The sequence below is a fragment of the Stappia stellulata DSM 5886 genome (assembly GCF_000423705.1).
GTDB lineage: Bacteria > Pseudomonadota > Alphaproteobacteria > Rhizobiales > Stappiaceae > Stappia > Stappia stellulata.
Window position 1 is genome coordinate 1 of the sequence record NZ_AUIM01000010.1, and the last position, 15,280, is coordinate 15,280.

The 15,280-nt window shown below is 65.7% G+C and carries 12 protein-coding genes; 5 read left to right on the forward strand and 7 right to left on the reverse strand.

Annotation, left to right across the window (positions count from 1 at the left end):
• Together G572_RS0105245 and G572_RS0105250 are read left to right on the forward strand one after the other, a co-directional pair.
• The coding region (locus G572_RS0105245; RefSeq protein ID WP_029057586.1) for an integrase core domain-containing protein at window positions 1-256 on the forward strand (256 nt) is incomplete at its 5' end.
• Between the two features lie 652 nt (window positions 257-908).
• Window positions 909-2,114: an amidase family protein gene (locus G572_RS0105250; RefSeq protein WP_037545899.1), complete on the forward strand. Its 1,206-nt coding sequence runs from the start codon at window positions 909-911 to the stop codon at window positions 2,112-2,114.
• Window positions 2,115-2,475: 361 nt separating this feature from the next.
• Here G572_RS0105250 and G572_RS0105255 read toward each other — a convergent pair whose 3' ends face one another.
• Genes G572_RS0105255 through dsbD form a run of 3 tightly spaced genes read right to left on the reverse strand, consistent with a single transcriptional unit; the run spans window position 2,476 to window position 5,807 of the window.
• A complete protein-coding gene (locus G572_RS0105255; protein ID WP_029057588.1) occupies window positions 2,476-3,084 on the reverse strand; it encodes a DsbA family protein in 609 nt (202 codons plus the stop codon).
• Between the two features lie 10 nt (window positions 3,085-3,094).
• Window positions 3,095-3,919: a TlpA disulfide reductase family protein gene (locus tag G572_RS0105260; protein ID WP_029057589.1), complete on the reverse strand. Its 825-nt coding sequence runs from the start codon at window positions 3,917-3,919 to the stop codon at window positions 3,095-3,097.
• 1 nt (window position 3,920) lies between these two features.
• The gene (dsbD, locus tag G572_RS0105265) at window positions 3,921-5,807 is read right to left on the reverse strand and encodes a protein-disulfide reductase DsbD (protein WP_029057590.1); all 1,887 of its coding nucleotides are present in this window, start codon (window positions 5,805-5,807) and stop codon (window positions 3,921-3,923) included.
• A 168-nt stretch (window positions 5,808-5,975) separates the two neighbouring features.
• Here dsbD and G572_RS22570 point away from each other — a divergent pair, with 168 nt between their 5' ends.
• From G572_RS22570 to G572_RS0105280, 3 genes are read left to right on the forward strand one after another with little or no spacing between them, the layout of a single operon-like run.
• Window positions 5,976-6,794: a L,D-transpeptidase gene (locus G572_RS22570; RefSeq protein ID WP_425423417.1), complete on the forward strand. Its 819-nt coding sequence runs from the start codon at window positions 5,976-5,978 to the stop codon at window positions 6,792-6,794.
• A 48-nt stretch (window positions 6,795-6,842) separates the two neighbouring features.
• Complete coding sequence (locus G572_RS0105275) at window positions 6,843-7,511, forward strand: response regulator (RefSeq protein ID WP_029057591.1); 669 nt, start codon at window positions 6,843-6,845, stop codon at window positions 7,509-7,511.
• Window positions 7,508-8,950, forward strand: coding sequence for a sensor histidine kinase (locus G572_RS0105280; protein WP_029057592.1), 1,443 nt, complete (start codon window positions 7,508-7,510; stop codon window positions 8,948-8,950). The genes G572_RS0105275 and G572_RS0105280 overlap by 4 nt, the downstream gene beginning before the upstream one ends.
• 58 nt (window positions 8,951-9,008) lie before the next feature.
• Here G572_RS0105280 and recQ read toward each other — a convergent pair whose 3' ends face one another.
• The 4 genes from recQ to G572_RS0105300 all read right to left on the reverse strand — a co-directional run bounded on the left by recQ (window position 9,009) and on the right by G572_RS0105300 (window position 15,274).
• Window positions 9,009-10,808, reverse strand: a complete 1,800-nt coding sequence (gene recQ, locus G572_RS0105285) for a DNA helicase RecQ (protein WP_029057593.1) — start codon at window positions 10,806-10,808, stop codon at window positions 9,009-9,011.
• Window positions 10,809-11,021: 213 nt separating this feature from the next.
• Entirely contained in the window at window positions 11,022-12,422 is a 1,401-nt protein-coding gene (locus G572_RS22575; RefSeq protein ID WP_084649901.1) for a sugar porter family MFS transporter, read from the reverse strand.
• Complete coding sequence (locus G572_RS22580) at window positions 12,419-13,759, reverse strand: sugar porter family MFS transporter (protein WP_051241675.1); 1,341 nt, start codon at window positions 13,757-13,759, stop codon at window positions 12,419-12,421. The genes G572_RS22575 and G572_RS22580 overlap by 4 nt, the downstream gene beginning before the upstream one ends.
• A 21-nt stretch (window positions 13,760-13,780) precedes the next feature.
• Window positions 13,781-15,274, reverse strand: coding sequence for an FAD-dependent oxidoreductase (locus G572_RS0105300; RefSeq protein ID WP_029057594.1), 1,494 nt, complete (start codon window positions 15,272-15,274; stop codon window positions 13,781-13,783).
• Between the last annotated feature and the right edge of the window lie 6 nt (window positions 15,275-15,280).

A 15,280-nucleotide genomic window follows, 5' to 3' on the forward strand; every position in this document is an offset into this window, starting at 1 on the left:
CAAGATCGAACGCTGGCATCAGACGCTCAAGAACCGTGTGCTGTTGCAGAACTACTTCCTGCCAGGCGATCTCGAACAGCAAATCGAAGCGTTCGTCGAACACTACAACCATCAGCGTTACCACGAGAGCCTCGACAACGTCACACCCGCCGATGCCTACTTCGGCAGGGCAGCAGCCATCATCAAGCGAAGAGAAAGGATCAAGCGAAAGACACTCGAACATCGGCGCTTGCAACACCGCAAGCTCGCCGCCTAAACATCAAACCGAGACGAGGCCCACACTCCGCAAACTTACGCCGCAAGTTGTGCCAAATGTTCTGACGACGGACACGCGCCCGATCTTCTGTGTGGCGTGTACCGCCGATATCGTCGCGCAAACAAAAGCGGAGTTAGCTGTCGTAGAGGCACAGGTGACTGAGCTGTGTTGAAAGGGGGCGCCCTTATGTGGTGCTGCCATCCGCCAATCAACGTCTAGCTGCTTGCCGGCTATTCCGATGGCGTGTGAGCTGAACGCCGCATCCCGTTGTCCTAATATTCTGGTAGACCGCGCCTCATTTTAGAGGGGTATAGCGTAGACATAGTTCTCATCGCTATCCCGCATGCCCCGCCATTCCCGCCGATTGCCCTCTATTGTGCGATATTGCCGCCGAACGCGGCGTTCCATCGGGTGGGATGGCAAGACGCCGTTTTTACGCTACCGCCCGTCAATTCTTGAAATTCAGGATGCCCGCTTCCGCCCCCCTTTGCGGCCGTTGATCGTTGACAATGGTGTCCCCTGAAACAGGTTATAGAGGCACTGAGCCTGTCTCGGATTCTGGGAAATTGTGACACACGAACGTGATCGTCTCGACCCGGCGGTGTAGAACTGCCGGAAAATCCGTTCAGATTCGCGCCTGGAAATCGACGATATGCCTCACTCTCCAACAGATCCATCCGGCGCACTGGTCGAACAGCTTGACCTCGCGCCCGTACGTAACGGTTCGCTGGATGGGCTTTACTTCACCGTGAAAGATAACATCGACCTTGCGGGACTTAAGACTTCCTATGGAAGCCCCGCTTGGCGGGACGCACATCCCGCACCAGTTCACAACGCGCTTTGCGTCGATCAACTGCTTGCCTCAGGAGCGCGCTGCGTCGGCAAGGTCGTGGCGGATGAGTTCACGTATAGCCTCGACGGGGAGAGCTTCTATTTTGGCACCCCCCGAAACGCGAAAGCACCGGATCGCGTCCCCGGTGGCTCGTCCAGCGGCTCGGCTGCTTCCGTCGCCAATGGTCTTGCGGATTTTTCTCTTTGCACGGACGCGGGAGGCTCCGTCCGTGTTCCGGCAAGCCTTTGCGGTCTTTGGGGGATGCGTCCCTCCCTTCATCGGATTTCCGAGGCTGGCGTTTTGCCGTTCCAGCCAAGCGTCAGCACCGTAGGCGTGCTGGCGGATCGCTTCGAGGTGCTCGATGCCACGATGCGCGTCTTGCTGAACGCTCCCGCATCATCAATGCCATCGCCACGACGCATCCTCGTCTTGCAGGATGCGCTTGAGATCGCAGATGCCGCCGTGCGAGATGAAGTTGGCAGCGCATTGGATCGAATAGAAGAACACACGGGCATTGTGATTGAGCCGGTAAGGTTTTCCGAAATCGTCGGGGAGGCGTGCGAACTGAAGGTCTGCAACCTGAATGGATTGCGTGATCTGCAGACCGCCGAATTCCAGAGCACGGTCGGCAACTGGATCGAAGCTTGCAAGCCTGAACTCGGCTTCACGTTCTCGATGGCCTACGGCAATGTCCGGAGGTTCGACCGCATCGCGGCGCTCGACAATATGGCGAGGTGTGAACGCCTCTTCCGGCAGATCAACGCCTTCTTCACCCCGGAAACGGTGATCTGCTTCCCTACGACGCCGAAAATCGCGCCCCGGAAAGGGTCCCTGAACACGCTTGAAGCGGTGATGGACTTCTATGATCCGACGATGACCATCACCGCGTTTTCCGGTGTGGCACGCTTGCCGGAAATCTCTGTTCCGCTATTGACCGTGGATACCTGTCCGGTCGGCTTGTCCTTCGTTGCAGGCCACTATCAGGACGAGTTTCTATTGAGCGCGGTAAAGAGAATGATCAGTTGATATTTCGCGGAAATCCTATGCGTTGCATAAAAATCGGCGGCGCTGATTTCCCGGGAAAACTCTGCCGCAAACGCCGGAGCAGAAGTCTGAATTTCGCGACCGTCTGCCTCATCCGGACCATTCCGCTCGAGCCTTGATTTTAGAGGGCTATAGCGTAGGTGTCGTTCTCTTTTTCGTCGGCTTCGGCCCGCAATTTGTTTGCGCTTTGCAGCCTGCCCCAAGGCGCGGGGGCTTTGGATGAACTTCACGCCCCCACTTCCTTTTTTACCGCCAATCCAGTCGTGAGACACAGACAACGGGTTCGATCGCCCCCCCCTGCCGAGACAGGGAGAGACCGGCTTCGGCCGCCGCGCGCCGGGGATCAGGCGGCGCGGGCGCGTTCGACGGCGGCGAGAAGCGCCGCCTTGTCCATCGCGCCGTAATTGAGCTGCGTATTGACCAGATAAACCGGCGTTCCGCGAAACCCGAAGGCGCTGGCCTGGTTCGTGTTGCGATCCAGGATCCCCTGGATACGGGTGGCCTGCTCCGCGGCGCGAGCCGCAAGACGCTCGGGATCGTGCCCCGCCCCGGCCAGAGTGGCATCGACGTCGTCGCGGCTGAGGCGCCCTTCGGTCTTCATCAGCGCGGTGTGCGCGGCCTCATAATCGTCTCCGGCTGCCAGCACGAGGCTGGCGGCATAGACGGAGGGTTCGCCGAAAATCGGCCAGTCCTTCATCACCAGGCGGATGTTGCCGTCGCTCGCGACCACATCGAGCAGGTCCGGATGGCCGCGCTTGCAGAACGGGCACTGGTAGTCAAAGTATTCGGCAATGGTAACGTCGCCATCCGGGTTGCCGATGGTCGGGATGGCCTCGTCGAACAGAACCTCCTCCACGGTCGGGATCGACTGCGCCGCCGCCGGAAAGCCGGAGGCGAGAAGGGACGCGGTTCCGGCGGCGCCGGCGATGAGCAGGGTACGGCGTGTAAGCATCAAGGTCTCCTTAACGGGGGGAAGCTGCGGGGTCTTGCGAGACGGTCAGCCGATCGATGTTCGACTGAAGCACTTCGCGGGAAATCTCGCCGATATGCGCGTGGCGCAGGATGCCGTCGGCATCGATGAAGAGCGTGGCCGGCAGTCCCGGCGCGCCATAGAACCGCGACAGGTCGCTGAACGGATCGACCAGGATCGTTTCGAGAGACAGCCCGGTCTGTCCGAGATAGGAGCGGATGTCGGACCGCCCTTCGCCCTGATTTGCGAAGATGAAGTCGACAGCGTCGCTTTCCCGCGCAAGCTCCGCCATCATCGGCATCTCGCGTCGACAGGGCGGGCACCAGGTTGCCCACAGGTTGACGATGCGCGGCTCTCCCGAGCCCGCGCCCAGATCATGAAGGGTTCCCTCGAGGGTCTGGAAGCTGCGGTCGGGTACGGCAAGCGCGCTGGTGCCGCCCGTCAACTGCCAGGTCGTGTTCCACACAACCAGCGCCAGGGCGAGCGGCAGCACCCCCCAGAGGCGCAATCGCGCATCCTTGAGCAAAAAGACGAGGCACGCCAGCACCGCCGCGGCGCCGGCCGGCCAGAAGAAGCCGCCCTGCCAGATGTACAGGACACGCAAGGGGTCCGCCGCGAAGGTGTCGAGATGCAACGCGACATGCCCGAGCCGCGCTGCACCGATGCCGGCGAGCAGGGTCCACCACGCCCAGCCGTCGAGCCGGCCGTTGACGCGCCTTGCCAGAATGCCGGCGACGATCAGGAAGGTGAAGATCCCGAGGACCACGGCGAAGCGGTCGGCGGCCATGACGAGGGGACCGAGGGAAACGGCGTTCATGCTAGAGACGCTCCGTGGTGTGCGCCGAGCGGGTGAGCGCATCGACGGTGACGCTGCCAACGAGGCGGGTGTCGGCGGCTTCCCGGCCGGCGCCGTCGAAGAAGATCATGGTCGGCGGGCCGGCCACACGCATGGCTTTCATCAGGGCGGAATTTTCGGCGTTGAAGTCGGTCAGGTCCGCCTTGACGAGTTGGAAGTCGCCGAGGCTTTGCCGCACCTGCGGGTCGGGAAAGACGGATCGCTCGATCACACGGCAGGTCACGCACCAGTCGGCGGTGAAATAGACCATGGTCGAGCGTTCCCCGTTCGCGGAGGCGAGCCTTGCCTGAAGGTCGGAAATCGAACCGGTCGCGGCGAACCGCAGCTCCCTCCCCTCGCCCGACCCCGCAGAGCCGCCGCGCTGGGCCAGCGGCGCCAGCGGCTTGAGCGGGTCGGTGCCGCCGGCGCTGGCGCCGATGAGCAGGATCACGCCATAGACCAGCGCCAGGCCCCCGACGGCGCGCATCGAGGCAAGCGCTGTGGTGTTGGTCAGCGGGACGCTGACAGCGAAGCTTGCCACCGCGATCAGCAGGGCGGCCCACAGGGCCAGGTCCACGCCGGAGGGCAGAAGGGGAGCCACGGTCCAGATGGCGGTGGCCAGAAAGCCGAACCCGAAGATCTGCTTGACGCCCTCCATCCAGGCGCCGGCACGAGGCAGCGCCTGTCCGCCGAGCGTTCCCATGACGATCAGCGGGAGCCCCTTGCCGAGACCGAGCCCGAAGAGGGCGGCCGCGCCGAGGCCGACATCGGCGGTTTGCGCGATATAGAGCAAGGCGCCGGCCAGCGGCACCGTCACGCACGGACCGACGATGAGGGCGGAGGAAAAGCCGAGCAGCGCGGTGGAGCGCTTTGAGCCCCCCGAACCGCCGAGACCGCCGGTGCGCGCCGCCACCCAATTGGTCCAGGATCCCGGCAACTGCAATTCGAACAGGCCGAACATCGACAAGGCAAGCACCGCGAAGAGCGCCGCGAGAATGCCGGAGGTGATCGGCGACTGCAGGACCAGTTGCAGGTTCTGCCCCGACCAGCCGGCGGCCGCGCCCAGCAGGCCGAAGGCTGTCGACAGCGACAGGACATAGATACTCGACAGGACGAACCCGCGTCGTGCCGTCAGCTTGTCGCCCTCCCGGGCGAGCGCACCGGCAAGGATCGGATACATCGGAAAGACGCAAGGGGTGAAGGCGAGCAACAGACCGAAGAGGGGAAAACTGGCGAGAACGAGCAGGACGCCGCCCCGCTCCAGCAGCCCCTCGACGAGACCGCCGCTCGCGGCCAGCTCGAACCCGGCGTCGGCAGGGCCGGAGCCGGCCCCGGGGGCGGTTCCGGGCACGGCCTCAACGGGCGCCACTGCCGTTTCCCCGCCCACGGTCCAGGCGATCTCCGGGCCGGTGCCGAGCGCGCCCGGACCGCCAGGGCCGGCGGGTGCACTAACCTCCAGCGTCTGGGCATCGACGTGACGGGTTTCCGGCGCGTAGCAGATCCCGTCGTCCTGACACCCCTGGAAGGTCAGTTCCAGCGTTCCGAAAACCGGCGTCTCCAGTCTCGCGGTGGCGGCCCCGGTATAGACTTGCGTGGGGCCGAAGACCGGATCGTCTTTCGGCGTGCCGGGAGGCGTGGACAGCGGCAGCGGGGTCTCGTCGCGCTGCGCGGAAATGTGGTCGCGATACAGGTAGTAGCCCGGCGCAATGTCCCAGGAAAACACCAATGCGCCATCCGCGTCGCGCGCGACGTCGAGCTCGAAGGCCTCGGAGACCGGCAACGGAGCCGCCGGAGCAGCGCCGGCCGGGCCGGCTGAGGGAAGAAGGACCAGCGCGAGAAGCGCAAAGGCTGAGGCCGAAAAGAGTTTCATCGAATGTCGATCCCATGACCGTGACGGGCTAAGGAGCGTTTCCCGCAACGGTCATCGACCGGACGGGAAAGGCGATCGTCCGGCGAGGTGCCGTCCCCAGCTTAAGGCAGCCTTAAGCTGCGTAGGGCTTGCAGCGGGCAGAAAGAGATCAACGAGGAGCTTTTGCAAATGACGCAGTGTCGAACCGGTATCGACCCGGGATGCCCGCAGACCCGGGAGCGCCGCCGTCCGGACGTCCGCAATGACACCGGTCCGGTCGCGCAAACGCAAGCCGCCGTTGCGGCCCCCACCTCGCGGGCGATCGCCCGGCGGGGTTTCCTCGTCGGACTGGGGGCAATGACGGTCGCGGGCTGTGTCGGCACGCAGAACCGGGCCGGCCTCACGACCGCTCCGCCGCAGCCTCAGCCGGTGGTTCCGCCGATGTATTATGCGGCTCCGGAAGAGCCCTTCCCGGTTCCGGAGGTCGATGTCTCCAAATTCGATCAGCGGTATTGGCGCCAGGAGGTCGACTATCCGAACACGGAAAGGCCCGGCACGCTGATCGTGGACACCCCCAACCGCTACCTCTATCACACCCTGTCGAAGGACAGGGCCATGCGTTACGGCATCGGAGTCGGACGCGACGGCTTTTCCTGGGCCGGTCGCGCGCGCATGGCCTACCGGCGCAAGTGGCCACGCTGGACGCCGCCCGACGAGATGGTGGCCCGTCGGCCCGACCTGGAACCCTACAGCATCGCCAACGGCGGAATGGATCCGGGCCCGTACAATCCGCTCGGGGCCCGTTCGCTCTATATTCACAAGGACGGCAAGGATACGCTGTACCGGGTGCACGGCACCTGGGATCCGGCGAGCATCGGCAAGGCCGTGTCCTCGGGCTGCATTCGCCTGATCAACCAGGATGTCATCTATCTGCACGATCAGGTGCGCGACGGCAGCACCATCGTTGTCATACCCGATCCGGCGATGAGCCATCTTCTGGTGTCGTGACGCCGCCGTCGCGAGACGAAACGAGAAACTGGAGCAAAGCGGAAAACCATGCGGCTTCTTGTGGTCGAGGACGATGAGCTTCTGCTCGATGGCCTGTCGGTCGGGTTGGGCCTTGCCGGGTTCACCGTGGATGCGGTGAGCGCATGCGAGGACGCCCGCGCCGCCATCGCGGCCCAGGCCTATGACGGTATCGTGCTCGACGTGATGCTCCCCGACGGGTCGGGGCTGGACCTTCTGGCGTCTCTGCGCGCCCGGGGAAGCGCCATCCCGGTGGTGCTGCTGACGGCACGCGACCAGGTGCCGGAGCGTATCGCCGGCCTGGATGCCGGAGCCGACGACTACGTCGGCAAGCCATTCGATCTCGATGAACTGGCCGCCCGTGTTCGGGCGGCCGTGCGCCGGGGCAAGGGGCGCTCCAGCGCCACCTTGCGCTGGCGCGGCGTGGAACTGGATCCGGCGTCCCTGACGGCATTGCGCGACGGCGAGCCGGTAAACCTCACCCGGCGCGAATTCGCCGTTCTGGCCGCCTTGATGGAGCGACCACAGGGGGTTCTGTCGAAAGCCGGCCTGGAAGACAGGATCTATGGCTGGCAGGAAGAGCTGGAGAGCAACGCAGTGGAAGTGCATGTCCACAAGTTGCGCTCCAAGCTCGGAGCGGACTTCATCAAGACCGTGCGCGGCGTCGGATACAGGCTGGCGGGGGCGAAAGAAACATGACATCGATCCGCGCGCGTTTGAGCCTGATCCTTCTGGGACTGACCGGGCTGCTATGGCTGCTTGCGGTCGGCTGGATCTACCTGAGCACACAGGCGGAGGTGGAGCGGGTCCTCGATGCAAGGCTGATGGAAGCCGCCCGCATGGTGAACTCCCTGCTGGCCGACCGGCGCGTCGAGGTGGGCGAGGCCGGAAACCTGCAAACGGGACAGCCGGACGCCGGGGGACCGGAGCCCGAAGGGCTCGAGATCGGGGCTGTCGGCGCGTTCGAGGTCGGGTCGGGGAACTACGACCGGCAACTCGCCTGCCAGATCTGGTCCCTTGAGGGCAATCTCGTCGGCCGCTCGCAAAGCGCGCCGAACGAGCGGCTGAGCAAGACGGCGGACGGATTTTCCGAAGCCGTCGTCGACGGCGAGCGATGGCGGGTCTTCTCCATCGAGAATGCGGAGCTCGGCGTGCGCGTCATGGTGGGCGACAGCCTGGAGGTCCGCGACGGGCTGGTGGACGATGTGGTCGCGGGTCTGGCGATTCCCGCCTTGGTAATCCTGCCGGTTCTGGCCCTTGCGATCCTGGTCAGCGTGCGTCGCGGCTTGTCGCCGCTCAGCGACATGGCCGAAACGCTGTCGGCACGGGCGGCCAGCGATCTGCGCCCCTTGCCGGAGACGGCCCTGCCGCGCGAGATCGCGCCGGCCGTCACCGCGTTGAACGGCCTGTTCCGGCGGGTGGAGGCGGCGCGCGAGCGCGAGCGCAGCTTCACCGCCTTTGCCGCGCATGAACTCAAGACCCCGCTCGCCGGCGTCAAGACCCAGGCACAGATCGCGCTGGCCAGCGCCGATCCGGCGGTTCATGCCAATGCGCTGCGCCAGATCACGGCCGGGGTCGACCGCACCAGCCGGCTTGTCCGCCAGCTTCTCGACCTGGCCGCGCTGGAGGCCTGCGAGGTGCAAGGCGTGGGCAACGAGGAGAATGCCGCGGACCTGCTGGTGGCGATCCTGGCCGAGGCGGTGCCCGGAGCGGCCACCCGGCGTGTGGTTCTGGCCCCCGAACCGGCCGAGGATCGGGCGCAGGCGCGGGACCTGCGGGTGCAGGTTGAGCCGTATTTCCTGACACTGGCCCTGCGCAATCTGATCGAGAACGCGCTCGATCATGCGCCGGCCGACACGCCGGTCACCTGCCGGGTGGTTCCGATGGCGGACGGTGGCGCCTGTTTCGTCATTGAGGACGAGGGACCCGGCATCCCGGACGGCGAGCTGTCGCGGGTCGTCGAGAAATTCGTCAGGGGCCGCAATCGTTCGCCCACCGGAAGCGGCCTCGGCCTGGCCATTGCCCGCGCCGCGATGGCGCGAATGGGCGGAGACCTGACGCTGGAAAACCGCGCAGGCGGCGGGTTGCGCGCCTCGTTGCATGTGCCGCCGCCCGGACGCGAAACGCCATCGGGCTGAGGACGGCCGCTCCGGTCGCCGTTCCGCGCCCGCAGGGTCGTGCGGACGACCGCGCGCGTCAGGCGTGCTCCGCGATGACCGTCAGGAACGCCGGGCCGTAGCGCTCGAGCTTCGCCTTGCCGACGCCGGGCACGGTTGCCATTTCCGTGGTCGACGCGGGCTTGGTTGTCGCAAGTTCGACCAGCGTCTTGTCGTGAAAGATCACATAGGGCGGCACGTTCTGGGCCCGCGCAAGCTCCGTGCGCGTGTGTCTCAAGGCCTCGAACAGCAGGCGGTCCGTGTCGGAGATGGCAGCGCGAAGCGCGTCGGACACCGCCGCGCGGCGCCGCGCCTTGGGTGGCGGCGGAACCCGCAGCATCAGCGTCGGTTTTTCGCGCAGGAAATCGCGGCCCGCCAATGCGATCGACAGTCCCCCGTGACCGGCAAGGTCGACATCGACGAAGCGCAACGCGATCAGCTGGCGCAGGATCGCCCGCCAGGTGGACTTGTCGTGCTCGGTCCCGATCCCGTAGGTCGAGACCTGGTCGTGGCCGAACTGGGCGATGCGCTCGTTCTCGACGCCGAGCAGCACATCGACGACATAGGCCTGTCCGAAGCGTTCGCCGGTCCGGTAGATGCAGGACAGCACCTTCTGCGCGGCGATCGTGCCGTCGAACAGCTCCGGCGGTTCCTCGCAGGTGTCGCAATTGCCGCAAGGCGCGCAAGTGTCGCCGAAATAGGACAAGAGCGCCTGCCGGCGGCAGCCGGCGGTCTCGGCCAGTCCCAGCAGCGCGTCGAGTTTCTGGCGCTCCATGCGTTTGCGGGGCTCGGGCGCATCCGACTCCTCGATGAACCGGCTGCGCAGCGCGATATCGTCGGACCCGTAGAGCATCAGCGTGTCGGACGGCAGGCCGTCACGCCCGGCCCGGCCCGTCTCCTGATAGAAGGCCTCGATGCTGCCGGGCAGGTCGAGATGGGCGACGAAGCGCACGTCCGGCTTGTCGATGCCCATGCCGAAGGCAATGGTGGCGACCATGATGACCGCCTCGCCGTGCTGGAACCGGGCCTGATTGGCCTCGCGCACCGCCTTGTCCATGCCGGCGTGATAGGCGAGCGCCTCATGGCCCTGGTCGCACAGCCAGGCGGCGGTCTCCTCCGTCTTGCGTTTCGACAGGCAGTAGACGATGCCGCTCTCGTTCAGGTGGCGCTTCAGGAAATCCTTGAGCTGCGCGCGCGGATTGTCCTTTTCCTTGATGGCGTAACGGATGTTGGGACGGTCGAAGCCGGCGATGAAGGCATCGGATTGCGCGATGTCGAGATGGGCGAGGATTTCCGCACGCGTCGGTTCGTCGGCCGTCGCGGTCAGCGCCATGCGCGGCGTCTGCGGGAAGCGCCGGACCAGTTCATCGAGCTGGCGATAAGAGGGGCGGAAGTCATGCCCCCATTGCGACAGGCAATGCGCCTCGTCGATGGCGATCACCGACAATTGCGCCCGTTCGAGCTGGTTCAGGACCTCGGGGCGCAAGACGGTCTCGGGCGCCGCGTAAAGCAGGTCCAGGGCGCCGGAATGGATGTCGCGCCACAGCGCGCCACGCTCCTCCGCCGGCAAGTCGGAATTGAGCGCAGCGGCGCGCACGCCCGCTTGCCGCAGGGCGGCGACCTGGTCCGCCATCAGCGCCAGCAGCGGCGACACGACGAGCCCCATCCCGGGTCTGACGAGCGCCGGGATCTGGTAGCACAGCGACTTGCCGCCGCCGGTCGGCATCAGCACGAAGGCGTTGCGACCGCTTGCGACATGGTCGACGATACCCGCCTGCAGACCCCGGAAGGAGTCGTAGCCGTAAACGGATCTGAGGATTTCAAGGGCGTTGGCGGTCATTGTCTTCGGCACGGGGGAATCAGTCTGCGCCCTTCATAGCAGCTTTGGACGAACGGGAGCGATGGCTGCGCGGCCTCCGACATGATCGAGTTGGCGGATCGCGTCAAGGCGCATGATCCGCCCCCCCTTCGGCCACCGCGGATGGCTGGCCTTGCGACGGGCCGGGAAACCCGAGTGTCACGCCCTTTCCCGGCGCGCGTTTCCGGCCGCGCGTTACGAGGCCACCGGCTTCGCATCCCGCACGCCCGGCGTATCGCCCACATGGCGCAGGGCAACGCCCGACAACACATTGTCCTCGATGTCGTCGAGGTGCCTCGCCCTGGTTTCGGGAAGCCAGATCAGCGAGACGACCAATGCCAGCACGCAGATCCCGGCAAAGACCAGAAACACCCCGGCAAGGCCGATTGTCGAGACCCCCGAAAGAAAGACGAAGGCGACCAGCGCGTTGAACAACCAGCTCGTCGCGGAGGCAACCGCGATGCCGGTTTCGCGGATCGCGGAGGGCACCAGCTCCGACATCATCACATAGGGCAAGGGTCCAAGGCTGATCGCGAAGGCGCCGATGTAGACGCACAGCGAGATCAGGCCGAGGACCGGCAGCGACAGGGACTGCGCGGCCACGACGCCCAGCAGTCCGAGCACCATGACGAGCGAACCGACGATGGCCAGCGGACGGCGACCCAGCCGGTCGACCATCGCGATGGCGACAAGTGTCGCGAGCAGGTTGATCAACCCAAGTCCGAACGTCGCGCCGAGCGCCGCCGTTCCCGGCGAAAACCCCAGGCCGACGAAGATCGAGGGCGCGTAGTAGAGGATCCCGTCGATGCCGCTCAGGTTCTGCAGGATGAAGAGCCCGCAGCACAGCGCCAGCACCGCCGGGGTGGTGCCCCGGCGCAGGATCTGGCCGAGCGGGGGCTGAGGCGCCGCCGCCGTTGCGGGCTTGCGTGCGGTCCAGGGCCGGTGAGTGAACCCCAGCGACACAGCTGCGGAGATTGCCTGCCGGGTCCGTCCGACCGCGTTCAGCCAGACCGGGCTTTCCGGTACGAGGGCGAGCGAAACCAGCCCGGCGACGGCAATGACGCCACCGACGCCGATGCCCGGGGCCCATTTTTGCGGGTCGTCCATCCACAGCGGCACGGCATAGGCAAGCAGGATGCCCGTCGTTACCGCGAGCTGAAACAGCGACACGACGCTGCCGCGATGGCGGGCAGGCGTTGCCTCGCCCGCATACATCGGCCCGGCCATGGAGGAGAGGCCGACGGACAGGCCGATGAGGATCCGCGCAATCAGGAAACCGAGAAGATCCGGTTCGCTCAGCGTGAAGCCGTAACCGGCCGCCGCCAGCACGAAGGCGAGCAGCAACACCGCGCGCCGGCCGTAGGCCCGCGCCAGCGGCCCGGCCGCAATCGCACCGAAAAAACAGAAGATCACCAGCGTGACGGTGACGTTTTCCTTGCCGGAGGTGGAGAGATCGAACACCAGCCCGATCTCGTCCAGCCAGCCGGCGATGCTGGCGGTGCTGTATCCGAACAGCAACCCCGCGCAGACGGTGAGAAAGGCCACCCGGCCGAGCGCCAGATAAAGCCTGGCGCCGGAAGGCGGTCCTCCCCTCATGCGGTCACGGCGCTATGGCGCATCTCGATTTCCTCCAGGCTGACGCCCTTGGTCTCGGGTGCGAAGTACCATGAGTAAACCGCGCCGATGGTGCAAAAACCGGCAAACATCGCGAAGATGAACGGCGCGCCGAACTCGAACACGATCACCGGAAAGGCGAAGACAACGGCGAAGTTGAACGCCCAGTTCGCAACCGACGCCATGGCCATGCCCCGGCTGCGCAGCGCAAGCGGAAACAGCTCGGACATGTAGAGCCAGGGCAACGGCCCGAGGCTCACCGCGAAGAAGGCGATATAGGCGAACAGGCCGATCAACCCGACGGGCGCAAGATCCGGACGGTCCGCCTGCATGGCGTAGGAAATCACCACGAGGCTGATCGCCGAACCGAGGAAGCCGAGGATGAACAAGGGGCGACGACCGAAACTGTCCACCACCAGCATGGCGACCACGGTCATCAGAACGTTGACCACGCCAACGCCGACGGTCGCGGCCAGCTGCGTCGCGCTGCCGTCGAAGCCGGCATGACTCATGATGGTCGGTGCGTAGTAGATGACGGCGTTGATGCCGCTCACCTGCTGCAGGATGAAGGCGGCGATGGTGAAGAACACGACGGGACGCACGCTCGGCGACAAGAAGGTGCCCCACGCCGGCGCGGCGCGGGAGGGGTCGCTGGAGCGTTCGATCTCGTCGACGATGTGAACGGCCTCGGCCCTGGACAGATCCGGCTGCACCATGCCGATCACGGAGATCGCCTTGTCGCGCGCGCCGTTTGCGGCAAGCCAGCGCGGGCTTTCGGGCGCGAAGACGATGCCGACGAGCGCGGCGAGGGCCGGCAGCGCGCCGAGCGCAAGCATCCAGCGCCAGGCGCCGAGCGGTTCCAGCACCATGTCGATCAGGTAGGACACCAGGATCCCGACGGTGATCATCAGCTGGAACGACGAGACGACCGCGCCGCGATACTTCGCAGGGGCCAGTTCCGCAAGGAACATCGGCGCGGCAAGCGCCGAGGCCCCGACCGCGACACCAAGCGTCAGGCGCGCCAGGATCAGAACCGTCTGCCCCGTCGCCAGGCCGCTGGCGAGCGCGCCGGCGATGAACAGGAGCGAGCACATGATCAGCACCTTGCGCCGGCCGAGGCGGTCCGCGTAGGTCGCCGCAAGGATCGCACCCGCAACCGCTCCAAGCGGAACGGAAGCCGTCATGAAGCCTTCGCCGGTCACGGAAATGCTGAAGGCGTTGGTGATCAGGGGCAGCGCCCCGGCGATCACGCCTTCATCGAAGCCGAACAGCAGGCCGAACAGGGCCGCCAGCGCGACCAGTCGAAACAGAAACAGCATGGTCTTTCTCCCCTCGCCGTCTCACGCCAGACGCGCGAGAACGCCTTCGGCATGGCGCAAGGACCACGCGGTGATCGTCAGATAGCTGTTCGCCGAGCCCTGCGACGGCCAGGCGGCGGAATCCGCGACCGAGAGATTGCCAAGCTTCCAGAAGCGACCGTAGGTGTCGGTAACCCCGTCGCTCTCCTGCGCCGACATGCGCAAACCGCCGATCTCGTGAAGCGCGGCACCGAGGGGATTGACCTTGGAGCGGACCAGTTCGGCGCCGAGGGCTTCGGCGACCTCGGGCAGGAAGTCCTTCATCTCGTCGAGGATCCGGTGATCATGCGCACTGCGGTCCGCGACGACGGTGTAGCCGCCCATCTCGCCAGGCGCGGTGCCCGGACCGTCGGTGATCCTGACCTCGTTCGAGGCGGAGGATTCGCCAACGCCGAAGCAATAGGCGAGCAGATAGGTTCCCTTGACGTCGCAATCCAGCCAGACCGTCGCGTGATAGGGCGTGTACCAGGTCTCTGTGAAAGGCCCCTGGATCTGGATGTGGTAGGGACGCTCCTTCGTCGGCGGGATGAAGGCGTAGATCGGCTCCTTCAGCGGCTCGCGCAGCTTCAACAGCCCCTGCACGAACTGATGGTCGGCGACATGGGTGCCGACGTCCGGATGCAGATCCTTGAGGCCGGAGGCAAGCGCCAGGCGCGTCGACTGGATCGCGCCGCAGGCGAAGGTATAGTGACGCGCGGTCAGACGAACCGGCTCGCTCGCATCGACGCCCCTCGCGACCAGGCCGGTCACCTGGCCACCGGCATGTTCGACGCGCTCGACCACGGTGTTTTCCACGAGCGCGATGCCACCCGGCGTCACGGCGCGGGTCAGCAGTCCGCTGCGGATCAGGCGGGACGCGGCACAGTCGAAACTGCGCGACATATGACCGTTTTGCACCTCTTGCGTATCCACGGCGAGCGAGGCGTGCTCGGCGCCGATACCGGCCGTGTTCAGACGATCCAGGAATTCCTGCTGGCCCTCGCCGCGAAAGAACGGCGGCCGTTTGGCGCGCGGGCCCGACACATGCATCAGGTTTTCCGCGCGGTCGTAATAGGGCGCGAATTCCTCCAGCGTGAGCGGCCAGTCGTCGAAGTCCCATTCCGTGAAGCGCGGCGTGCATCCGCCCCAAAACAGCGTGCGCCCGCCGACAACCGACCAGGAATCATTGTTGAGCGGCGCCTCGCCGGTCGTTTCGAACGGCACGCGCTCGACCCATGAGGTGCGATGGCGCACGAGATCGTGGATCTGGGGAGTCAGGTCGTCACGGCTGCGAAAGGGCGAGGATCCGACATGCATCGGCAACACGAAAGGACCCGCCTCGAGGATAACGACGGACAGGCCGTTGCGCGCAAGTTCGATCGCGCTGGTGACCCCGGCGGTGCCCGATCCAACGATCAGCACGTCGGGCCCGGATCCGGCCCCGGCTCCCACGACAGAGGCAAGGTCCGTCGTCACGATAGAGGAAAGAGACTTCATGAATTA